At 62.1% G+C, this 20,458-nt stretch carries 19 protein-coding genes and 1 pseudogene; 8 read left to right on the top strand and 12 right to left on the bottom strand.

The window, feature by feature from the left end; all coding sequences use genetic code 11:
• Window positions 1-169 precede the first annotated feature (169 nt).
• Window positions 170-535 (top strand): putative quinol monooxygenase, encoded by a 366-nt coding sequence (locus BLU37_RS00095; protein ID WP_010449172.1) that lies wholly within the window; start codon window positions 170-172, stop codon window positions 533-535.
• Window positions 536-575: 40 nt separating this feature from the next.
• Window positions 576-806: a hypothetical protein gene (locus BLU37_RS00090; protein WP_090201867.1), complete on the top strand. Its 231-nt coding sequence runs from the start codon at window positions 576-578 to the stop codon at window positions 804-806.
• Between the two features lie 27 nt (window positions 807-833).
• Here BLU37_RS00090 and BLU37_RS00085 read toward each other — a convergent pair whose 3' ends face one another.
• The 6 genes from BLU37_RS00085 to bglX form a co-directional block, all read right to left on the bottom strand.
• Window positions 834-1,454 (bottom strand): flavin reductase family protein, encoded by a 621-nt coding sequence (locus BLU37_RS00085; protein WP_090201866.1) that lies wholly within the window; start codon window positions 1,452-1,454, stop codon window positions 834-836.
• Window positions 1,455-1,683: 229 nt separating this feature from the next.
• Window positions 1,684-2,082 carry a hypothetical protein gene (locus BLU37_RS00080; protein WP_090201865.1) on the bottom strand — a complete coding sequence of 133 codons (399 nt, stop codon included), beginning with the start codon at window positions 2,080-2,082 and terminating at the stop codon, window positions 1,684-1,686.
• A 378-nt stretch (window positions 2,083-2,460) separates the two neighbouring features.
• Window positions 2,461-3,783 (bottom strand): MFS transporter, encoded by a 1,323-nt coding sequence (locus BLU37_RS00075; protein ID WP_010449164.1) that lies wholly within the window; start codon window positions 3,781-3,783, stop codon window positions 2,461-2,463.
• 210 nt (window positions 3,784-3,993) lie between these two features.
• Window positions 3,994-5,328: a sigma-54-dependent transcriptional regulator gene (locus BLU37_RS00070; protein ID WP_010449162.1), complete on the bottom strand. Its 1,335-nt coding sequence runs from the start codon at window positions 5,326-5,328 to the stop codon at window positions 3,994-3,996.
• On the bottom strand, window positions 5,322-7,088 hold the full coding sequence (locus BLU37_RS00065; RefSeq protein WP_090201864.1) for a sensor histidine kinase: 1,767 nt from the start codon (window positions 7,086-7,088) through the stop codon (window positions 5,322-5,324). Before BLU37_RS00065 ends, BLU37_RS00070 begins: the two co-directional genes overlap by 7 nt.
• A gap of 123 nt (window positions 7,089-7,211) precedes the next feature.
• Window positions 7,212-9,503: a beta-glucosidase BglX gene (gene bglX, locus BLU37_RS00060; RefSeq protein ID WP_090201863.1), complete on the bottom strand. Its 2,292-nt coding sequence runs from the start codon at window positions 9,501-9,503 to the stop codon at window positions 7,212-7,214.
• 238 nt (window positions 9,504-9,741) lie between these two features.
• Between bglX and BLU37_RS00055 the strand changes: the two genes are divergently transcribed.
• The 4 genes from BLU37_RS00055 to BLU37_RS00040 are packed head-to-tail and all read left to right on the top strand — an operon-like array spanning window position 9,742 to window position 13,004.
• Complete coding sequence (locus BLU37_RS00055; RefSeq protein WP_010449157.1) at window positions 9,742-10,350, top strand: LemA family protein; 609 nt, start codon at window positions 9,742-9,744, stop codon at window positions 10,348-10,350.
• 29 nt (window positions 10,351-10,379) lie between these two features.
• Window positions 10,380-11,087, top strand: coding sequence for a TPM domain-containing protein (locus BLU37_RS00050; RefSeq protein ID WP_019362121.1), 708 nt, complete (start codon window positions 10,380-10,382; stop codon window positions 11,085-11,087).
• A 27-nt stretch (window positions 11,088-11,114) separates the two neighbouring features.
• Window positions 11,115-11,732, top strand: coding sequence for a TPM domain-containing protein (locus tag BLU37_RS00045; RefSeq protein WP_029533359.1), 618 nt, complete (start codon window positions 11,115-11,117; stop codon window positions 11,730-11,732).
• Between the two features lie 54 nt (window positions 11,733-11,786).
• Window positions 11,787-13,004 carry a class I SAM-dependent methyltransferase gene (locus tag BLU37_RS00040; protein ID WP_090201862.1) on the top strand — a complete coding sequence of 406 codons (1,218 nt, stop codon included), beginning with the start codon at window positions 11,787-11,789 and terminating at the stop codon, window positions 13,002-13,004.
• Here the strand turns inward: BLU37_RS00040 and BLU37_RS00035 are convergent.
• Window positions 12,992-13,903, bottom strand: coding sequence for a DMT family transporter (locus BLU37_RS00035; protein WP_019362118.1), 912 nt, complete (start codon window positions 13,901-13,903; stop codon window positions 12,992-12,994). The two genes, BLU37_RS00040 and BLU37_RS00035, sit on opposite strands and share 13 nt — an antisense overlap.
• A gap of 206 nt (window positions 13,904-14,109) precedes the next feature.
• Between BLU37_RS00035 and BLU37_RS00030 the strand changes: the two genes are divergently transcribed.
• Both BLU37_RS00030 and BLU37_RS00025 read left to right on the top strand, forming a co-directional pair.
• A complete protein-coding gene (locus BLU37_RS00030; protein WP_090201861.1) occupies window positions 14,110-14,691 on the top strand; it encodes a DJ-1/PfpI family protein in 582 nt (193 codons plus the stop codon).
• A gap of 15 nt (window positions 14,692-14,706) precedes the next feature.
• Window positions 14,707-15,012: a ribbon-helix-helix domain-containing protein gene (locus BLU37_RS00025; RefSeq protein WP_090201860.1), complete on the top strand. Its 306-nt coding sequence runs from the start codon at window positions 14,707-14,709 to the stop codon at window positions 15,010-15,012.
• A gap of 266 nt (window positions 15,013-15,278) precedes the next feature.
• Here BLU37_RS00025 and BLU37_RS00020 read toward each other — a convergent pair whose 3' ends face one another.
• From BLU37_RS00020 to BLU37_RS29390, 5 genes and pseudogenes are all read right to left on the bottom strand, one after another.
• Window positions 15,279-17,843: a TonB-dependent receptor gene (locus BLU37_RS00020; protein WP_090201859.1), complete on the bottom strand. Its 2,565-nt coding sequence runs from the start codon at window positions 17,841-17,843 to the stop codon at window positions 15,279-15,281.
• A 117-nt stretch (window positions 17,844-17,960) separates the two neighbouring features.
• Window positions 17,961-18,917, bottom strand: a complete 957-nt coding sequence (locus BLU37_RS00015; protein ID WP_090201858.1) for a FecR family protein — start codon at window positions 18,915-18,917, stop codon at window positions 17,961-17,963.
• The gene (locus BLU37_RS00010) at window positions 18,914-19,453 is read right to left on the bottom strand and encodes an RNA polymerase sigma factor (protein WP_010449146.1); all 540 of its coding nucleotides are present in this window, start codon (window positions 19,451-19,453) and stop codon (window positions 18,914-18,916) included. The genes BLU37_RS00015 and BLU37_RS00010 overlap by 4 nt, the downstream gene beginning before the upstream one ends.
• 199 nt (window positions 19,454-19,652) lie before the next feature.
• Window positions 19,653-20,306 carry an HAD family hydrolase gene (locus BLU37_RS00005; protein ID WP_090201857.1) on the bottom strand — a complete coding sequence of 218 codons (654 nt, stop codon included), beginning with the start codon at window positions 20,304-20,306 and terminating at the stop codon, window positions 19,653-19,655.
• 43 nt (window positions 20,307-20,349) lie between these two features.
• Window positions 20,350-20,458, bottom strand: a pseudogene (locus BLU37_RS29390) (spermidine/putrescine ABC transporter ATP-binding protein); the annotation flags it as partial.

Raw genomic sequence — 20,458 nt, 5'->3', positions numbered from 1 at the left:
TGCGGGCTGGCCGCAGCAGCAAGGGGGCAAACCGCTCCGGCAGGATTGTGCAATAAGCCGACAGGAATCGACTAACGAGCGCTCGCCGTGTGCACTAATCTGTGTTCCTGTCGCCGTCATCCCTGCGGTTGATGGCGCGAGAACAACATTCCTTTCGGGAGAGCCGAGCATGTCCAAGCATATCCCTGTCAGTCACATGGCCTTCGTTCGCGCACGCCCGGGTCGCTCCGCCGAACTGGGCGCCCGTCTGAGCAGCCTGATCGAGCCTTCCCGCCAGACGCCCGGTTGCCTGCAGTTTTCCCTGCAGCATTCCCTGGCCGATGCCGACCTTTGGCTGGTCTCCGGTTTCTGGGTCAACCAGTCGACGATGATTGCCTATTTCAACACCCCGGCCATGCAGGTCTTCGCCGAGCTGGTGCAGGATCTGGTGGTCAACAGCCTGGACTTCCATACCTTCAGCGAGGTGTCCGCAGTCCGGGCTCAGTGCGACTATCATCTGTCCAGCACAGGTTCTCTGCAACGGCTGGCCAGCTGATTTAGAATGCCGGCCCATCAATTGGCCGGGATAAACAGGCATGGCACGTAGAGAGTTTGCACAGTTCGAAGCGGTTTCCGCCGCAGTTCGCGGCGAGGCCGGTTATAACGCGGCGATTGCGGTAAAGGCCCTGGGTGGTTTCGAGTCGCCACGCTTTCATAAAGTCCTCACCGACCAGACATTCAAGACTGCCCTCGACGCCGACCAGGCTGCCGAGCAGGAGTTGGCGCGGCTGATGGATGTTGACGCCGAGGGGGAGTTGTCCTGGTGATTGCGATGGTCCGCCGTGATCAGTCGGTCACTGTGGACGGTGCATCTTGAACAGCGCTTGCGGGCCCAACTGGAAGTAGTCCGCCGGACCGCCGCCGCGCAGGATCGGTTCGGCCGCAGCGGTATCGTAGACCCCATCCTTGAGCAGATGCCTGGCGATATGCACGGCGACCACTTCGCCGAGGATCAGCCAACTGGGCACCAGGGCCTGGTCAGCGCGTTGCAGTTGGATGATCTGGGTGACCTTGCATTCGAAGGACACCGGGCTTTCCTGCACCCGTGGCACGCTGATGATCTTCGAGGCGACGGGGGTCAGGCCGGCCAGTTGGAATTCGTCGACTTCAGGTGGCACGGCCGCGCAGCTCTGGTTCATCGCTTCGGCCAGTGGGCGGGTGGCGAGGTTCCAGGCGAATTCGCCGGTCTGTTCGATATTGTTCAGGCTGTCTTTGCGCCCGACGCTGGAGAAACCGATGATCGGCGGGATGTAGTTGAAGGCATTGAAGAAGCTGTAGGGCGCCAGGTTCAGGCGACCCTCGGTGTCTTGTGACGAGATCCAGCCGATGGGGCGCGGGCCGACGATGGCGTTGAACGGATCGTGGGGCAGGCCGTGACCGTTGGCGGGTTCGTAGTAGTGGATGTCGTCAGGCATGGTGGGCGGGTTCCGCAGGGAATTCAGGGATCGATAGTGTGCTTGGCATCGCCGGCAAAGGCGATAGGCAGTTCGCAGGTGTGGCCCTGGGTAGAGCGGATTGCAGGTTTTCCTTTCAGGGATTTTCTTCTGGGCTACAAGGGCAAGCCCCCTCGCCACACGGCATTTTTCCGGTCTCCAGAAATGACTAAGCCCGGCCTGAGCCGGGCTGTGATGCCATCTGGACCTGTCAGCTGATGGCTGCGGCACCTGGGGTTTTGTCGTAGCCATCAGCAGCGACAGCGTTGGCACCAGGGGTTTTGTCGTAACCGTCAGCAGCGACAGCGTTGGCACCAGGGGTTTTGTCGTAACCATCAGCGGCGATGGCGTTGGCACCAGGGGTTTTGTCGTAACCGTCAGCAGCGACAGCGTTGGCACCAGGGGTTTTGTCGTAGCCATCAGCAGCGACAGCGTTGGCACCAGGGGTTTTGTCGTAGCCGTCAGCGGCGACAGCGTTGGCACCAGGGGTTTTGTCATAACCGTCAGCAGCCACGCTGTAGGCGCCTGGCGTGTGGCTGTAGCCATCGGCGGCATAGGTGTTGGCGGCCAGTACGGAAAGGGTCAGAGCAAGGATCAGTTTGGTTTTCATGGTGGTGACTCCAGTCGGGTATGCGGTTTGTTCAGTGGGTGTGGAAGTGATATTACGCTTGTTTATTTGATTAAAAAGCGCAAAAAAACGCTTAAATCTATCGTTTAAATCGATGTATTTGGCCGGTGGTTCAGACGGCTGTTACGGAATGTCCGAGGGCCGGTGCGTACATCGATTTAGCGTAGGATCAGGATGGCGGAGGGGAATTAACGGGTCATTAATGCCAGCGCATCTTCCCCGCGTGCATCAAATACAGGCGGGCCCTGTGGTGGGAGACTCCAGGGGATGAGCAAGGCTTGAAGGGCTTTTCGCCGATAAATGCTGCTCCTGCACAAGAGCAGTGCCGGTCCCCGTCACTGAGGACCGGCAGGGGAGTGATCAGTCGGTCTCGATTCGCGAGTGCTTACGGGTGTCTTTCATAGTGACGTACACCAGCAGCGACACTGCGATGCAGGCGGTCACGTACCAGTAGTAGCCGGTTTCCATGCCGATGCTCTTGAACCACAGCGCAATGTATTCGGCGGTGCCACCGAAGATCGATACGGTCAGTGCGTACGGCAGGCCCACACCCAGGGCGCGGATTTCGGTAGGGAACAGCTCGGCCTTCACCACCGCGTTGATCGAGGTGTAGCCGCTGACGATGATCAGGGCCGCCATGATCAGGAAGAACGCCCCCCACCAGGTCTGGATGGTGTGCAGGGTGCTCAGGATCGGTACGGTGCAGAGCGTGCCGAGGATCCCGAAGGCGATCAGGATCGGTCGCCGCCCCACCTTGTCCGACAGCGCGCCGATCACCGGTTGCAGGCACATGAACAGGAACAGCGTTGCCGCCGAGATCGTGGTGGAGTCGGAGATGCTCATGCCGACGGTGTTCACCAGGTACTTCTGCATGTAGGTGGTGTAGGTGTAGAACGCCAGGGTGCCACCCATGGTCAGACCGACCACGGTCATCAGTTCCTTGGGATGACGCAGCAGTGTGCGCATCAGGCTCTCTTTCGGCTTTTCCTTCTTCTTCACGAACGACTCGGTTTCTTCCATGCCGCGCCGCAGGTAAAGCGCGACCACCGCACAGAGGGCGCCGATACCGAATGGAATCCGCCAACCCCAGTTCTGCAACTGCTCGACGCTGAGGGCCTGTTGCAGCACGATCAACACCGCCAGGGCGATGAGTTGCCCGGAGATCAGGGTGACGTACTGGAAACTGGAGAAGAAGCCACGGCGCTCCTTGGTCGCCATCTCGCTGAGGTAGGTGGCGGAGGTGCCGTATTCGCCGCCGACCGACAAGCCTTGCATCAGACGAGCGAGCACCAGCAGGATCGGTGCGCCGACGCCGATGGTTTCATAGCCAGGGGTCAGGGCGATGATCAGTGAGCCGAAGCACATCAGCAGGACCGAAGCCATCAGTGCTGCCTTGCGACCCTTGCGGTCGGCGTACAGGCCCATCAGCCAGCCGCCGATCGGGCGCATCAGGAAACCCACGGCGAAGATCGCGGCGGTGTTGAGCAGTTGCGCGGTGGTATCCCCCTTGGGGAAGAAGACCTTGGCGAAGTACAGCGAGAAGGCCGCGTAGACATACCAGTCGTACCACTCGACCATATTGCCGACCGATCCGCTGAAAATCGATTTCAGGCGGTTGGCGGTGGTTCTTTCTTTTGCCGGCGCAGCCGCCGCCCCCAGGGGCAGGGTAGTGGAGTTATCCATCGAGGGAACCTTCTGATTCATTGTTGTTGTGTAGAGCGCGCGTGAGCGCAGCCTGACTGCTCCATAGCAGGAGCCGTGCCAGGGCGGGAAGGGCCGTTCCAGAGGGGTTTTGACGATTTGGTGAGCGGAAATCCGCTTATGCCGGCGTGGGGCATGAGCGGATTTCCGCCGATATTGCCGCGATGCCTGCGGCGTATCGCTGTGGCGTGGTCAGTCGTCCAGCAGGAAGCTTTCGCGTGTCAGCCCGTGGCGCTGCATCTTCTCGTTGAAGGTACGCCGTGGCAGTTGCAGTTCTTCAAGCACCGCCTTGATGTCGCCCTTGTGCCGGGCCAGTGCCGAACGCAGGCATTGCGCTTCGAAGGCTTCCTGCTGGGCTGCCAGGGATTGGCCCGGCTCGATGCCGGTGGGCTCCGGTTCGCTCAGGCCGAGTACCGAGCGCTCGGCGGCATTCGCCAGTTCACGGACGTTACCTGGCCAGTCATGGCTCAGTAGCCGACTCAGTTGCGCCCCGCTCAGTGGCGTCGCACTGCGTCCCAGACGCTCGGCCGCGTCCTGGGCAAAGTGTTCGAACAGCAGGGGGATGTCTTCTCGTCGATCACGCAACGGCGGCAGGCGCAGTTCGGCCACGGTCAGCCGATACGCCAGGTCTTCGCGAAAACGCCCGGCGCGGGATTCTTCCAGCAAGTCGGGCTTGGTCGCGGCGACGATACGCAAGTCGACCGGGATGCTCTGGTTGGAGCCTAGGCGTTCGAGCTTCTGCTCCTGCAGTACCCGCAGCAGTTTCACCTGCTGGGCCAGCGGCATGCTCTCGATCTCGTCGAGAAACAAGGTGCCGCCGTCGGCATATTCCAGCTTGCCGATCCGCTTGCCCTGAGCGCCGGTGAAGGCTCCACTCTCATGGCCGAACAGTTCGGCTTCGAACAACGGCTCGGGAATCGCCGCGCAGTTGAGGGCGACGAACGGCTTGGCCGAACGTGGCCCGAAGTCATGCAGACAACGGGCGACCCGCTCCTTGCCGCTGCCGGTTTCGCCGCGGATCAGCACGTTGACCGGCAGTGGCGCCAGTTCCAGCACTTGGCGACGCAAGGTCTGCAGGCTGCGCGAAACGCCCAGCAGGCAGGCATCGAGGCGCGAGCGGCTGTCGGCCTGTTCGTGCAGGCGGCGGTTCTCCAGCACCAACTGGCGTTTTTCCAGCGCGCGCCCGAGGCTGCCAAGCAGGGCTTCGGGGCTGAAGGGTTTTTCCAGGAAGTCGTAGGCGCCATCACGCATCGCCTCGACCGCCATCGGCACATCGCCGTGGCCGGTCAGCAGAATCACCGGCAGGTCGGGGTCGAGTGCCCGCACCCGCGCCAGCAGTTCCAGGCCGCCGAGGCCGGGCATTCGCACGTCGCTGATGATCACGCCGGGAAAGTTTGCCGGCAGTTGTGCCAGGCATTCCTCGGCGCGGCTGAACAGTTGGACCGAGAACCCCGACAGGCTCAGCCACTGCTCCACCGCCAGACGAATGCTGGCTTCGTCATCGACTACGATCACCGAGTTCAACATGATTCGCGGGCCTCCAGAGCAATTGGCAGTGCCAGGGTGAAGACGGCGCCGCCATGCTGGTTGGCGACGCTCAGGCGACCGCTCTGTTCATGGACGATCGCGTAGGACACCGCGAGGCCCAGGCCCAGGCCTTCGCCGACCGGTTTGGTGGTGAAGAACGGATCGAAGACCTTCGCCAGGTGTTCCTCGGCAATGCCACCACCACTGTCGCCGACGGTCAACAGCCACAATTGCTGATCGGCTTCGATGCGGATTTCCAGGCGCTTGAGGGGTTTGTCGTGCATGGCATCGAGGGCGTTGCGCAGCAGGTTGATCAACACCTGTTCGAGACGGATCGCATCGCCGCGTACCCAGGCCGGCCGGGTCAGGTGCAGGACGATGCTGACATTGTCTTCGCGCAGGCGCGGGTCGAGCAGTTGCAGCGCCTGGTCGACCACGCAGGCCAGGTCCAGCGGTTCGCGCAGTCCGCTGGGGCTTTGTCGGGCGTAGGTCTTGAGATGACCGGTGAGCCCGGCCATGCGCGTCAGCATCTGCTCCAGGGGCGCCAGGGCCTTTTGGGCCGCCTCGATCCGGCCATGGTCGAGCAGCAGGCGCAGGGTCGCCAACTGCATGCGCTGGGCGGTCAGCGGCTGGTTGATTTCATGGGCCAGGGCGGCGGACATCTGTCCCAGTGCCGCCAGCTTGGCTGACTGCACCAGGCCATCCTGGGCCGTGCGCAGGTCGCGGGTGCGCTCCTCTACCAACTGCTCCAGTTCCTCACGGCTGCGCTGGTGCAACCGGGCCAGGCGCCAGCGCTGGTTGAGGAACAGCGCGAGAAACACCACGGTCAGCCACAGGCCGGCACCGGCCAGCGCGGCATTGCGCCGCTCCTCGGCGGCCACTGGCGGCTTGCGCAGCAGGTGCAGGGTCCAGTTCTCCGTCTCCAGCGGCAGCGAGTCCCAGAGCAGGTCGGCGCTGCCGTCGGGGGTTTCAACCCGGCTCAGGAAACTGTGGTTGTCGAAGACGCGCAGGGTCTGATGCTTGATGTTGCCCAGCGGCTGCTTGTCATATTGGCGGGTGCGGCCGATTTCACTGCGGTCGTTGTCCGACAGCGGGCGCAGCAGGCGATAACGCCAGTTCGGCTGGTTGGCGATGAATACGATGTCGCGGGAGTCGCTGACCAGCAGGGTGTCGTTGCCCTTGCTCCATTCGCGTTCGATCTCGGGAAACTCCAGCTTCACCACCATGGCCCCGATGAATTCGCCGTGGTCGTTGTACACCGCGCTGGAGAGGAAATAGCCGGGAATTCCGCTGGTCACGCCGACCGCGTAGAAGTGCCCGCTGCCCTGGCTGCGGGTCTGGTTGAAGTAGGGGCGAAAACCGTAGTAGTTGCCGACGTAGCTGCTGGGCAGACGCCAGTTGCTGGCCGCCACCGACAGACCGTTACGGTCGAGCAGTTGCAGGGTCGAGGATCGGGCGGCGCCGTTCATGCGTTCCAGCTTGCGGTTGAGCACATCCTGCTGTTGCGCGCTGATCGGTCCATTGAGTGCCTGGCGCAGTTCCGGGTCCAGGGCGATGACGGCTGGCAGGGCGCGGTAGCGCTCGATCAGGGTGTGCAGGGAGTTGGCATATAGCGCCAGTTGCCCATGGCCGCGTGCGGCGTCGTCCAGCAGTGCCTGTTGTGTGGCGCGGTGCATGGCCCAGCCAGCGGCCAGCGCTGTGCCTGCGAGGATCAGCAGGGTATGGAGCAGCAGACGCAGGGAACGGGGAATCGGCGGCATGCGGGCAACGACGGGCTTGAGAGAGGGCAGAAAAGATAACACGCCCGGCCAGGCCGACGTTGACTTGTAGGCGCCGGCTTGCTGGCGATCAGGGCCAGCAAGCCGTCTCCTGCAGGGGGAGGGTTACAGCAGTTCGAAGCTCTGTTGCGTCACGTCCTGGGAGTCCAGGCCAATCTGCACGTTGAACTTGCCCGGCTCGGCGGCGTACTTGAGCTGGGTGTTGTAGAACTTCAGGTCGTTCTCGTCGATGGTGAAGTGAATGACCTTTTCTTCACCGGCCTTGAGCAGCACCTTCTGGAAGTTCTTCAGTTCCTTGACCGGACGGATCATCGAGCCCGCGACGTCCTGGATATACAGCTGGACCACGGTCTCGCCATCACGCTTGCCGGTGTTGCGCACGGTGATGCTGGCGTCGAGCTTGCCGCTCTTGTTCAGCGTTGTCGAGGACAGCGCCATGTTGCTCAGGCTGAAGTCGGTGTAGCTCAGGCCATAGCCGAACGGATACAGCGGGGTGTTTTCCTCGTCGAAGTACTGCGAGGTGTAGTTGCCCGGCTTGCCCGGCGTGAATGGCCGGCCGATGGTCAGGTGGTTGTAGTACATCGGCACCTGGCCGACCGAGCGCGGGAAGGTGATCGGCAGCTTGCCCGACGGGTTGTAGTCGCCGAACAGCACGTCGGCGATGGCGTTGCCGCCTTCGGTACCGCTGAACCAGGTTTCCAGCACGGCGTCGGCCTGATCCTGTTCATGGCCGATGGTCAGCGGACGACCGTTCATCAACACCAGCACCAGCGGCTTGCCGGTGGCCTTGAGGGCGGCGATCAGCTTGCGCTGGGTCTCGGGGATGTTCAGGTCGGTACGGCTCGACGATTCGTGGGACATGCCACGCGATTCGCCCACCGCTGCCACCACCACGTCGGCCTGCTGTGCGGCCTTCACCGCCTCGTCGATCAACTGCTGCTCGGGACGCGGATCGTCGACCACTTCCGGGGCATCGAAGTTGAGGAAGTTGAGGTAGTCGACGACCTTCTTGTCGGTGGTGATGTTCGAGCCGCGGGCATAGACCAGTTGGCCCTTGTCGCCCAGGGCACGGCTCATGCCGTCGAACAGGGTGACTGATTGTGCTGGCAGGCCGGCGGCGGCCCAACTGCCCATCATGTCGATCGGCGCCTTGGCCAGCGGGCCGACCACGGCGATCTTCGCCGACTTCTGCAGGGGCAGGGTCTGCTTCTCGTTCTTGAGCAGCACCAGGCTGCGCTTGGCCACGTCGCGGGCTTCGGCGCGATGCAGGCGGCTCTCGGCGTTGGTGTCGGCCGGATCATCCTCGGCCTTGCCGATACGCAGGTACGGGTCCTTGAACAGGCCCATGTCGTACTTGGCGCCGAGCACTTCACGCACGGCGTTGTCCAGATCGCTTTGCGGCACTTCGCCGGACTTGATCAGCCCTGGCAGTTCCTTGCCATACAGCGAGTCGTTCATGCTCATGTCGATGCCGGCCTTGATCGCCAGCTTGGCCGCTTCGCGACCGTCCTTGGCGACACCGTGCTTGAGCAGTTCGAAAATCGCTCCGTGGTCGCTGACGGCCAGGCCCTTGAACCCCCAGTCCTTGCGCAGCAGGTCCTGCATCAGCCAGGTGTTGGAGGTGGCGGGTACGCCGTTGATCGAGTTCAGCGCGACCATTACCCCGCCGGCACCGGCATCGATGGCGGCGCGATAGGGCGGCAGGTAGGTCTGGTACATCTTCACCGGGCTCATGTCGACCACGTTGTAGTCGCGACCGCCTTCCACCGCGCCGTAGAGGGCGAAGTGCTTGACGCTGGCCATGATGCTGTCCGGTTCGCTCGGGCTCTTGCCCTGGTACGCCTGGACCATCACCTTGGCGATGCGCGAGACCAGGTAGGTGTCTTCGCCGAACCCTTCGGAAGTCCGGCCCCAGCGTGGGTCGCGGGAAATGTCGACCATCGGAGCGAAGGTGATGTCGAGGCTGTCGGCGCTGGCTTCCTGGGCGGCGATGCGCCCGGAGCGACCGATGGCGTCCATGTCCCAGCTGGAGGCCAGGCCCAGGCTGATCGGGAAAATGGTCCGGTGGCCGTGGATCACGTCATAGGCGAAGAACATCGGGATCTTCAGCCGGCTGCGCATGGCCGCGTCCTGCATCGGACGGTTTTCCGGGCGGGAAATCGAGTTGAAGGTGCCGCCGATGTTGCCTGCGGCGATTTCCTTGCGGATCAGTTCGCGGGGCATTTCCGGGCCGATGCTGATCAGGCGCAACTGGCCGATCTTTTCCTCGAGGGTCATCTGCTTCATCAGGTGGGTGATGAAGGCGTCCTTGTTTTCGACGGGGACGGGCTTGGTGTCCGCCACAACCGGGAGACTGGCCAGGCCGACAGCAAGGCCCAGCAAACACAGCTTCTTCATGAATGATTATCTCGGGAGCCCGATCCCGCGACTGCAGCTTGAGCACTGGTCGGGCTGTTTCGTTATAGGGAGCAACTATTGTTGTGCCAATAAATCCAGCACACTACTGAACTGTTTTTCGCGCTGGGCATCTTTTAGCTGATTGGCTTCATACATTCCAGTGCCGCTGGCGGATTATGTCCTGAGCATGGGTATGAAAAGCCGCCCTCTCACTATCGTTTCAAGGAGCGTTTCGAGCATGCAGGCACCATCGGGTTTACATTCGAGCTGGCGAGTCCTCGCTCTGGCTCTGCTGACCAGCGTGCTGGCTGGCTGCGGCATCAATAATATTCCCACCTACGACGAGCAGGTGAAGTCCAACTGGGCCCAGGTGCAGAACCAGTACCAGCGGCGCGCGGACCTGATCCCGAATCTGGTGGAAACGGTCAAGGGCTACGCGAAGCAGGAACAGGACACCCTGACCGCAGTGGTCGAGGCACGCTCGCGGGCGACCTCGGTCCAGGTCGACGCCAGTACCCTGGACAACCCCGAGAAACTCAAGCAGTACCAGGAGGCCCAGGGCCAGTTGACCGGTGCGTTGAGCCGGCTGATGGTGGTTTCCGAGCGTTACCCGGACCTCAAGTCGAACCAGAACTTCCTCGCCCTGCAGTCCCAGCTCGAAGGCACGGAGAACCGTATCAGCGTGGCCCGGCGCGACTTCATCCTCAGCGTGGAGAAGTACAACACCGAGATCCGTACCTTTCCCGGTCGTCTCTGGCATAGCCTGATGTACAGCGATCTGCAACTGCGGCCGAACTTCGAGGCGACCACGCAGGACGCCGACAAGGCGCCGCAAGTGAAATTCTGACCGGCCGTGTCATCACGGATGAGGTAGACATGCGTATATTCAAAGGTGCCTTGTTGCTGTTGCTGTGCACGTTGGCATTGACGGCCAGGGCCCAATTGCAGTTTCCCGAACTGACCGGGCGGGTAGTGGATAATGCCCAGCTCATCGAGGCGCCGGTGATCGCGACCTTGAACCAGGAACTGCAGGCCCACGAAAAGGCGACCGGTGAGCAGATCGTGGTGGTGACCCTGCCCGACCTGCAGGGCACCAGTATCGAGGACTACGGTTACCAGTTGGGCCGGCACTGGGGCATCGGCCAGAAGGACCGGAACAATGGCGCGCTGCTGATCGTCGCCCGTGACGAGCGCAAGGTGCGTATCGAAGTGGGCTATGGCCTGGAGGATCGTCTGACCGACGCCCGGGCCTCGCTGATCATCAACCACTTGATCGTGCCGCAGTTCAAGCGTGGCAATGCTTCAAGCGGCATTCGTGCCGGGGTTGAGGCGATACTCGACACCTTGGGCGGTCCCGTGGAAGAGAAACCCGAGCCGGCGGGTGATTTCGGTTCGCGACACCCCTATCTGACGGCCTTTCTGTGCGTGTTGTTCGTGCTGTTCTGCGCAATCATGCAACTGATGGGTTACGGACCCCGGGGCGGTGGCTCGGGCGGTTCGAGCAGCGGTGGCGGTCGTTCCGGTGGTGGTTTCAGCGGCGGCGGTGGCAGTTTCGGCGGTGGCGGATCGTCGGGCAGTTGGTAACCATAATAATCAGAGAGCAGCACAACCATGGCCTTACTCAGTGAATACGAACAACGCCAGGTCGCCGAAGCGATCGCGCGGGTGGAGCGCCAGACCGATGCCGAACTGGTAACGGTACTGGCCCGCCGCGCCGACGACTATGCCTATCTCCCGTTGCTCTGGGCCAGCCTGCTGGCGCTGCTGGTGCCGGGCGTGATCAATTTCGTCTTCGGTTGGCTCAATGGCCACACCCTGCTGGCGGTGCAGTGGAGCAGTTTTATCCTGCTGTGCCTGGTGTTTCGCATTCCGTCGGTGACCAGCCGGCTGATTCCGCGCTCGGTACGGCACTGGCGCGCCTCGGGGTTGGCGCGGCGGCAGTTTCTCGAACAGAACCTGCACCACACCGTTGGCGGCACCGGGGTACTGATTTTCGTCAGTGAGGCCGAGCGTTACGTGGAAATCCTGGTGGATGAGGGCATTTCCCGGCGCCTGGACAACAGCGTCTGGGAGCCGATCGTCAAGACGTTCACCGAGCAGGTCCGGCAGGGCCAGACGCTACAGGGCTTCGTGACCTGCATCGAGGCCTGCGGCACGCTGCTCACTACCCATGTGCCCTTGACTCAATCGCGCAACGAGTTGCCGAACCGCCTGGTGATGCTGGGCTGATACAATGCCCGGCATTCCCTGATCCGATTTCTGCACGCCCGAGGCGCTTCTTTCATGTCAGTCACTGCAAAACCCGCCCAGTCCGTGCCGGACCATCACGCCCAGTTCATCGAGTTGCTCGAAACCAGCCTGGCGCAGAACGCCTTTATCAAGCTGGTACTGGCCAAGTACGTGGGCACCGAGGCGGACCTGCAGCGGGTGATCATCAAGCAACTGACGGTCAAGGACCAGGCGTGCCTGTCCTTCGTTTACCGCTACAAGACCCGCGACATCACCAAGAATTTTTCCCTGGCCGAGGGCGTGGCGACCATCGGCGCCCTGCTGCCGGCGTCGTTCAAGAATGCCCACCTGCTGTCGTTGACCGATGAGGTCCAGCTTGAATACAGCAAGAAGGGCAAGAGCAGCCTGTTCAAGGGCAAGGCCCAGCAGGCGCGGGAGGTGCCGTCCGCCGAGCACAACCGCGAGAAGAACCGTTATCTGGAGTTGAGCCGGCCATTCCTGACCGACCTCGGCGTGACCAACAAGCAGCACGAGTTGATCCCGGCCATGTCGCGCAAATGGAAGCAGATCAACAAATTCATTGAAGTGTTTTCCCACGCCCTGGGCAGTTCACCGATCAAGCTGGACCAACCGGTGCGGGTGGCGGATTTCGGTTCGGGCAAGGGCTACCTGACCTTCGCCATCCATGACTACCTGTGCAACACCCTGGAGACCGAAGGGCAGGTGACCGGTGTCGAGTTGCGCGAAGACATGGTCAGCCTGTGCAATGCGGCGGCGGCGCGTCTGGAACATCCGGGGCTGCTGTTCAAGTGCGGCGACGTGCGCAGCGTGGCGCCGAGCGAGCTGGACGTGATGATTGCCCTGCATGCCTGCGATATCGCCACCGACTACGCGATCCATACCGGTATCCGTTCCGGGGCGGCGATCATCATGTGCTCGCCGTGCTGCCACAAACAGATCCGCCAGCAGATCCAGAGCCCGGCGCTGCTCAAACCGATGTTGCAATACGGTCTGCACCTGGGCCAGCAGGCGGAAATGGTCACCGACAGCCTGCGGGCGCTGTTCCTGGAAGCTTGTGGCTACGAGACCAAGGTCTTCGAGTTCATTTCGCTGGAACACACCAACAAGAACAAGATGATCCTCGCGGTCAAGCGGGCCGAGCCCCAGGATCCGGCCCGGCTGTTGGCGAAGATCGACGAACTCAAGGCCTTCTACGCCATCCAGGAACACTGCCTGGAAACCCTGCTGCGCGCCGATGGCTACTTGAGCTGAACCCCAGGCGGCAGTTGGCCCGGTTGTGCCGGGCGCACCCCGGACTTGCGCCCCAGCATCACCGTGACGATCACCCCGGCGGCAAACAGCCAGGTCACCGGCTCGACCTGCTCGCCGAAGAACAGCGCCGAAAAGGCGATGGTGAAGAAGATCTGCAGTAGCTGGATCTGGCTCACCCGGGCGATGCCCCCCAGGGCCAGCCCGGCGTACCAGGCGAAGAACCCGAGAAACTGCGAGAACATCGCCACGTAGCCAAAGGCCCACCAGGTCTTGCTGGAAATCGCCCCCTGATGCTGCCAGGCCAGGTACAGCACCGGGCCGATCAATACCGGTACCGACAGCACCAGCGCCCAGCAGATCACCTGCCAACCGCCCATTTCCCGGGCCAGGCGGCCACCTTCGGCATAACCGAGGCCGCCGACGGCGATGGCGCCGAGCATCAGCAGGTCACCGGCCTGGATGCTGCCGGCACCGCTGAGCAAGGCATAACCCAGCACCAGCGCGCTGCCCAGCGCGGCGCAGGCCCAGAAGGCTTTCGACGGCCGTTCGTGGGACAGCCACGCGGCATACAGCGCCACGCACAACGGTTGCAGGCCGTTGACCAGTGCACCATGGGAGGCCGGCAGACTCTGCATGGCCCAGGCCGACAGCACCGGGAAGCCGAGGATCACCCCGGCAATCACCAGCCACAAACCCTTGAACTGGCTCCAGGTCGGCCATTTCTCCCGTCGCCAGAGCAACAGCGCCGCCGCCGGAATCGCCGCCACCAAGGCCCGGCCGAGGCCGTTGAGCATCGGGTTGATTTCCTGCACCACGATGCGGGTGAAGGGCAGGGTCAGGCTGAAGATCACGACGCCCAGCAGGCCGAGCAGCATGCCGGTGTTTTCACGGGAGGACATAAGGGGGAACCGAAAGTAGGGTGGAGAACGAGTGTTCATCAAGCCATAAAACCCGCGACGGCGGCTGCTACAGATAGGTGCAGAGTTGTCCGTACAGTTCCAGTTTGCGGATAGCCGTAGTAGCCGGCGATTACCTGCCCCGGTGTCCAGCGACTACCTTGGCTACTCTTGTTTGCCCAAGCGTTCATCCAGAGGAGTTCACCACCATGGCTGCGAAAAAGATCCTGATGCTGGTTGGCGATTACGTCGAAGACTACGAAGTGATGGTGCCGTTCCAGGCGTTGCAGATGGTCGGTCACCAAGTGCATGCGGTATGCCCTGGCAAGACCGCCGGACAGACCGTGCGCACTGCGATCCATGATTTTGAGGGGGACCAGACCTACAGCGAGAAGCCCGGTCATCTGTTCGCGTTGAATTTCGATTTCGCCCAGGTCGATGCCGCCGACTATGACGGGTTGCTGGTTCCCGGTGGCCGTGCCCCGGAATACCTGCGCCTGAACGACAAGGTGCTGCAACTGGTGCAGGCCTTCGACAAGGCCGGCAAGCCGATCGCCGCGGTGTGCCATGGCGCGCAATTGCTGGCGGCGGCGGGTATCCTTGATGGTCGCGAGTGCAGTGCCTATCCGGCCTGCGCCCCGGAAGTTCGCCTGGCCGGAGGCCGCTACATCGATATCGCGGTCGACAAGGCCCATGTCCAGGGCAATCTCGCAACCGCCCCGGCCTGGCCGGCCCATCCAAGCTGGCTGGCGGCATTCCTGGGCCTGCTGGGCACCCAAATCACCTTGTAGGAGGAGGCTGCGCCCATGTGCGAGCTCTACGTCAAAGCCGATCCGATTCTCTATGAGTCGCGTTCCCGCTCACTGCGTATCGGTGGGGTGGTGACAACCCTGCGCCTGGAAAACCAGTTCTGGGACATCCTCAGCGAGATGGCCGAAGGGGAAGCTGTGACCACCAACCAGATGATCACCCGCCTGTATGAGGAGGTGATGGATTTTCGTGGGGAGGTGGTGAATTTCGCCTCGTTCCTGCGGGTCGGATGTACCCGTTACCTGAGCCAGAAACGTGCACAGGTCAGGGAGTTGAGTGTGGTGCGGGCGAACGCCGGCTGATGGCGGCATGGCTGGAGCAAGGCTCTTGCCGGCGGCAAAGGGCTGTTGTGGGAGCGGACTTGCCCGCGCAGCTTTGGAGCCTTCAAGGGCCTCTTCGCGAGCAAGCCCGCTCCCACAGGTAAACCAGTGTCCACAAGTAAGCAGTCCCCCACAGGTAAGGAGTACCGGCAGGTAAGCAGCCCGACAGGTGAGCAGAGTTCACGGATAGGTCGTTTCCATAAGAAGCAGCTTCCACTGGAAGCTGCTTTCATTGGGGCAACTGATGGTCAGAAGTAGCGGGTCAGGCTCACCTTCAAGTTGCGTCCCACACTGTAGGCGCGGTCGCCGCTCAGTTCCGGGAGGTAGTTGCGGTTCATCAGGTTATCCACCGTCAGGTTCACTTCCGTCCCCTTCAGGTAGCGTTGCTGCGGTTTCCACTGGGCGAACACGCTCTGCACCACATAGCTGTCGTTGGCGTACTGGTCGTAGAAGGCGTCGCCGACGCTGGTGCCCGGGCCACTGTTGTATTTGTCGCTGGGCAGGCGGTCGGTCTTGCGTACGTAGACGCCCTGCCAGCCGACGCGGGCATCAAGGGTGGGGATCTTGGTACCCAGCATCAGCACCCATTTTGCCGGTGGAATGTCCCGCGCCCAGACCGACGACCCCCAGGGGTTGGTATAGGGGTTGTCGCGCTTGCCGGTCAGGTAGCTATACGACAACTGGCCGAACAGGTAGCTGGAGTCGTAGAAGCTCTCGACCTCGAAACCCTTGATGGTCATGCCGCCGACATTGCGGTAGTTGGACATCGGGCCCGGTGGGCAGGACGTGCTGATGGTGCCGCCGACAATCGTCTGGTTTTCGCAACCTACGCCGGTGGCCTTGAAGATCTCGTCCTCGATCCGGTTGCGCAGGAAGGTGGTACGGATCATCAGGTCATCGTTTTCGGTGAGCAGTTGGGAGAAGTTGCTGATGCTGCCGAAACGCAATGCGGTGATGCGCTCGGGATCGAGGTCGACGCTGGTCGCAGTGCGGCTGCCCACCCCTTGCACTTCGTACTGCTCGTCGATAACCGGGGCACGCCAGGTCTTGCTGTAGTTGGCGTACAGGCCCTGGGTCGGGGTCACTCGCCAGAAGGCCGCCAGGCGTGGCGACCAGCCGGTGTAGGTGCGGTCGCTGTAGTCATGGCCGACGGCCGGATCTGTGTTCGAGTAATACGGCGCGTCGTTGGCTTCGCCACGGTTGCGTACGTGGTCGTAGCGCAGCGATGGCGTCAGGGTAAAGTCGCCCAGGGTCACGGCGTCCTCGATGAAGAAGGCATTGGCGTCGACCTTGCCGTGCGGCATGAAGGCCGGCTGGAAATGGCCGTAGTTGTAGCGGGCGGTGTTGTAGGTGGTGCCCGGCATCCACATCTCGGTTTCGCGGGCATGCTTGCGGATCTGTGTGCCTACCGTCAGCGCGTGTTGCAGGGAACCGCTATCGAACAGACTGGTGTTCTTGATTTCCAGCTCGCGGTCCTTGTAGTCGGTATCCATCTTGCGCCCGCCGGTGGCGAGGCTGAAGAAGGCGCTGGCGTTGCGTTCGTCGGTCTGGTCGGTGTTGGACTCGGAGTACTTGATCTGCAGATCCACCAGCGGATTATCCGATGGCTTGTACTCGTATTTGCCGGACCAGGTGGTGTCGATGGTTTCACGGTTGGCCAGCATGCGTTTCAGGGCGCCTTCGTAGCCATACAGGCGGATGTTGGACGCAGTCGGTGGAGTCGGGTAGCTCTGGGCCGAGAAGGGTGTCCAGCGCTCGCTGTTGGAGCGTGAATAGGAGAGCTTGAGGCTCTGCTCGTCGGTGAGGTTCAGGTTCAGCTTGAGCAGCACCGCATCCAGGTCCTGAGCGGTGTTGGGGATGCGCTTGGGATTGACCGGGTACTGATTGTTGGGGTTGGGCGGGGCCTCGGCCAGTTTCATGTCGCCGCCGTCACGCTGGGTCAGGAACACCAGGCCATCGGCCTTGCCATCGTCGGTACGGCCATAGACCGCACCGCTGTAGGTCTGTTCATGGTTGTTACTGGCGTAGCCGTACTTGACCATGGCACCACTGTTGCGACCTTCTTCCAGCAGATCGGGAGCGTCCTTGGTTTCCATGTGCACGGTGCCGCCGAAACCGCCATTGCCGGTTTCGGGCGAGTGCGGGCCCTTTTCCACCTCGATGCTCTTGATCAGTTCCGGCTCGATGAAGATGGTGCCTTGCTGATAGCGTTCGAAACTGCTCTTGTTCGCGCCATCGACGGTCAGCGGTACGTCCTCGGCATCGCCAAGGCCCCAGATGTTGATGGTCTGGCCGCCTGGCTTCATCGAACCGCCCATGCTGACGCCGGGCAGGGTGGCGAGCAGTGAGGGTATGTTGCTCGGTTGGCTGCGCTCGATGTCGTCCCGGGTCAGGGTAGAACGACCGACGCTGCTGGAATCGACCTCCTTGCCGTCGCCGAGGATGCTGACCGCGCCCAACTGGATGGCATCTTTATAGGCTGCCGGTTCAGGCTCGATCTGGCGTACCACGAAAGTGTTGCCGACCTGGATCAGCTTGAAGCCGCCGCCCATGAGCAGCAGGCCGATGGCTTGCTGGGCGGTGAACTGGCCTTCCAGTGCGCGGGCCGGAATGCTGCGCAACTGGTCCTCGTCGAACAGCAGCTGGATGCGGGTCTTCTGCGCTACCTGGCTGAGGGAGGTCGCCAGGGACTGCGATGGCAGGTTCAGGGCGACCTTGTCAGCAGCCTGGACCTGAAGGCTGGCTACCAGACCGGCCGCGATCAAGGTGGGGCGGGAACAGCGATGGAGCAGTTCGTGAGCAGCGCGAAACATTGAATCCCCCGATGTGGCCAAAGGCCAAAAAGGCGTTCGTTCAGAACGCAATCGGGGAGGAAGACGCGGCAGAGAAAAGAAACCTCACATGCGAATGCAAAATATTCGCATATAAGGTTATTTGCGGCTTTCGATTCTGACTTGACCGTCGTCCAGAGCCACGGTCCTGATCGGGATCAGTGCCGGCAGAGCGTTGAGCAAGGCATCCGGGTCACTGGCATCAAGGCTGCCGGAAACCTTGAAATGAGCCAGCGGACCGTCGGCCAGTTGCACCGGTTTGCTGCGGTACAGGTTCAACTCGTCGATCAGGCTGAGCAGTTCACGGTTGCGAAAGGTCAGATGGCCGCTGCGCCAGTCGGCGATTTCCTCGGCACTCACCCCCTGTTGTTGCACGGTGCCTTTGGCGTAGTCGTAGACTCCGCGTTGGCGGGCTTCGAGCAGGGTTGCGGTATTCGGATTGCCTTCGGGCTCGAAGGCAACCTGGCCGTGGGCGACGCTGACCACCAGCTGTTTCTGGCCGCGACGCATATCGAACGCGGTGCCGACCACCCGCACCCGCGCATTGCCGGCGTGCACCCAGAGTGGGCGTTCCTTGTCGGCGGCGACTTCCAGATAGAGCTGCCCCTGATCCAGGTAGATATCCCGTTGCAGGCTGCGGAAATTGATGCGCAGGCGCGTGTTGGCATTCACATACAAAGTGCTGCCGTCCGGCAGTTTCAGCGTGCGGGTGCCTTCGGCATGGGCGGCGACCTGATGTCGGTAAGGACTGTTGGGGGCTCCGACATTGCTGCTCAGCAGCGCACAGACCAGTGCGGCGGCCGCAGCCAGGGCCGGGCGCCAGGGTTTGTGGCGGCGTGAAGGCAGGGGGAGCGGTTTGTTCCGTTGTCTGAGTTCGGCCAGATCGGCCCACAAGGCTTCGAACTCGGCATAGGCCTTGGCGTGGGCCGGTGTGGCCCGCCATTGTTCGAAGTCCTTGTCGATGCCGGGAGCCTGCTCGCGATTGCGCGCAAACCAGCTGGCTGCCTGGGCTTCGACGCTGTTTTCATCGAACTCGATATCGGTGGCTTGGGTCATTCCGGCTGCTCCTTGCCAGGGTCCTGTTCCAGACGCTGTTTGCAGTGCAGCAAGGCAAAGGCGATATGTTTTTCCACCATGCTGACGGAAATCCCCATGCGTTCAGCGATCCGAGCCTGACTCAGGCCCTCGAAGCGGGCAAGCATAAGGGCTTCTCGGCGCCGAGGCGAGAGTTCGGCGAGAACCTCCTTCAATTGCTCGAGCCGTTGCAGACGCTGTACGGCGATCAGCGGATCGTTGCGATCGTCTGCCACGGGCTCCTGCTCGGGGTCGACCTGCTCACTGTGCACCGCTTGTCTGACCTTCTGCTTGCGCCAGTGATCGCGCAGCAGATTGCGTGCCATCTGGAACAGGAAGGCTCGTGGCTGCTCGACCTTGGCTTGCTGGTCGTAGTCCAGCCATTGGGTGAAGACATCCTGGGTCATGTCCGCGGCATCACTGGCGTTGTCCGTGCGTTTGCGCAGGAAATGCAGGATGTCCGCATAGAACCCGCGAAAGGTATCAGCCGACAGGGGGTCGGGCTTGGGACGAGACATGGCGATCCTTCACGACTTCAGGGGGCAAGGGCTGGAGTCGTGAATGATATCGAGAATTATTGCTATTTGTCTTGTTTGAAATACTTCTCCCGCTGCTGGAACCCACAAGGTTGGTTTCCGACAGCGGGAACCGGTTTTCATCGCCAGCCTGCCGCCCGATGTTCGGGGGCCGATGCCGACGGCTGCAAGGCCAGCCGCCTCATTTCCATTGGTGAATCGGCCAACCGGCCTTTTCCGCCTGTTCGCGCAGCACGGGATCGGGGTTCACCACGTGGGGGTGATCGACCCTGAGCAGCAACGGCAGGTCGTTGCGCGAGTCGGAATAGAAACTCGCGCCTTCGAGATTTTCCCCTTCGGCGTCGAGCCATTCCAGCAGGCGGGTGATCTTGCCTTCGCGGTAGGTCAGGATGCCGGTGGTATGGCCGCTGTAGACGCCGTGCAGTACTTCCAGCTCGATGCCCAGCACTTCGTCGATGCCCAGGCGTTCGGCGATCGGCTTGACCAGGTGGGTGCCCGAGGCGGAGATCACCAGGATGCGGTCGCCGGCGTCGCGGTGGCCGGTGATGGCCGTGCAGGCATCGCTGTAGATCAGCGGCTCGATCACGTCCTCGACCCAGGGCTCGACCAGATGTTCGATTTCCTGCGGAGTACGTCCGGCCATTGGCTCCAGGCTGAACAGCATGAAATCTTCCATGGCCAGTTCGCCCTTGCTGTAGGCATCCATCAGTTCGTTGTTGCGGCGCATGAACGATTCCGGGTCGACCCAGCCCAGGCGGCCCATCTGCTCGCTCCAGAGCGTGGCGCAGTCGCCGTGAATCAGGGTTTCATCCAGATCAAAAATTGCCAGGGCCATCAGTGCAGATCTCTCTTCAAAAGGACAGGCTTCAAACAGGGCATCAGGCTACCTCACACAGCGCTGTCGGATCGATGGACAATGCCAGGCGTCGACCATCGGGGTGCAGGTCGGCGGCCGAGCGATTGAGCACGTCGACCACCAGTTCGACG

This window comes from Pseudomonas asplenii, assembly GCF_900105475.1.
Classification (GTDB): Bacteria; Pseudomonadota; Gammaproteobacteria; order Pseudomonadales; family Pseudomonadaceae; genus Aquipseudomonas; species Aquipseudomonas asplenii.
Note: the sequence above shows the minus strand (reverse complement) of the source record. Positions and strands in the feature narration are given on the sequence as shown.

Coding starts and splice junctions, on each gene's coding strand:
- BLU37_RS00070 (WP_010449162.1), bottom strand. CDS start 5,328: ATGTTGAACTCGGTGATCGTAGTCGATGACGAAGCCAGCATTCGTCTG.
- BLU37_RS00090 (WP_090201867.1), top strand. CDS start 576: ATGGCACGTAGAGAGTTTGCACAGTTCGAAGCGGTTTCCGCCGCAGTT.
- BLU37_RS00030 (WP_090201861.1), top strand. CDS start 14,110: ATGGCTGCGAAAAAGATCCTGATGCTGGTTGGCGATTACGTCGAAGAC.
- BLU37_RS00010 (WP_010449146.1), bottom strand. CDS start 19,453: ATGTCTCGTCCCAAGCCCGACCCCCTGTCGGCTGATACCTTTCGCGGG.
- BLU37_RS00025 (WP_090201860.1), top strand. CDS start 14,707: ATGTGCGAGCTCTACGTCAAAGCCGATCCGATTCTCTATGAGTCGCGT.
- BLU37_RS00050 (WP_019362121.1), top strand. CDS start 10,380: ATGCGTATATTCAAAGGTGCCTTGTTGCTGTTGCTGTGCACGTTGGCA.
- BLU37_RS00085 (WP_090201866.1), bottom strand. CDS start 1,454: ATGCCTGACGACATCCACTACTACGAACCCGCCAACGGTCACGGCCTG.
- BLU37_RS00055 (WP_010449157.1), top strand. CDS start 9,742: ATGCAGGCACCATCGGGTTTACATTCGAGCTGGCGAGTCCTCGCTCTG.
- BLU37_RS00045 (WP_029533359.1), top strand. CDS start 11,115: ATGGCCTTACTCAGTGAATACGAACAACGCCAGGTCGCCGAAGCGATC.
- BLU37_RS00020 (WP_090201859.1), bottom strand. CDS start 17,843: ATGTTTCGCGCTGCTCACGAACTGCTCCATCGCTGTTCCCGCCCCACC.
- BLU37_RS00005 (WP_090201857.1), bottom strand. CDS start 20,306: ATGGCCCTGGCAATTTTTGATCTGGATGAAACCCTGATTCACGGCGAC.
- BLU37_RS00015 (WP_090201858.1), bottom strand. CDS start 18,917: ATGACCCAAGCCACCGATATCGAGTTCGATGAAAACAGCGTCGAAGCC.
- bglX (WP_090201863.1), bottom strand. CDS start 9,503: ATGAAGAAGCTGTGTTTGCTGGGCCTTGCTGTCGGCCTGGCCAGTCTC.
- BLU37_RS00035 (WP_019362118.1), bottom strand. CDS start 13,903: ATGTCCTCCCGTGAAAACACCGGCATGCTGCTCGGCCTGCTGGGCGTC.
- BLU37_RS00095 (WP_010449172.1), top strand. CDS start 170: ATGTCCAAGCATATCCCTGTCAGTCACATGGCCTTCGTTCGCGCACGC.
- BLU37_RS00040 (WP_090201862.1), top strand. CDS start 11,787: ATGTCAGTCACTGCAAAACCCGCCCAGTCCGTGCCGGACCATCACGCC.
- BLU37_RS00065 (WP_090201864.1), bottom strand. CDS start 7,088: ATGCCGCCGATTCCCCGTTCCCTGCGTCTGCTGCTCCATACCCTGCTG.
- BLU37_RS00075 (WP_010449164.1), bottom strand. CDS start 3,783: ATGGATAACTCCACTACCCTGCCCCTGGGGGCGGCGGCTGCGCCGGCA.
- BLU37_RS00080 (WP_090201865.1), bottom strand. CDS start 2,082: ATGAAAACCAAACTGATCCTTGCTCTGACCCTTTCCGTACTGGCCGCC.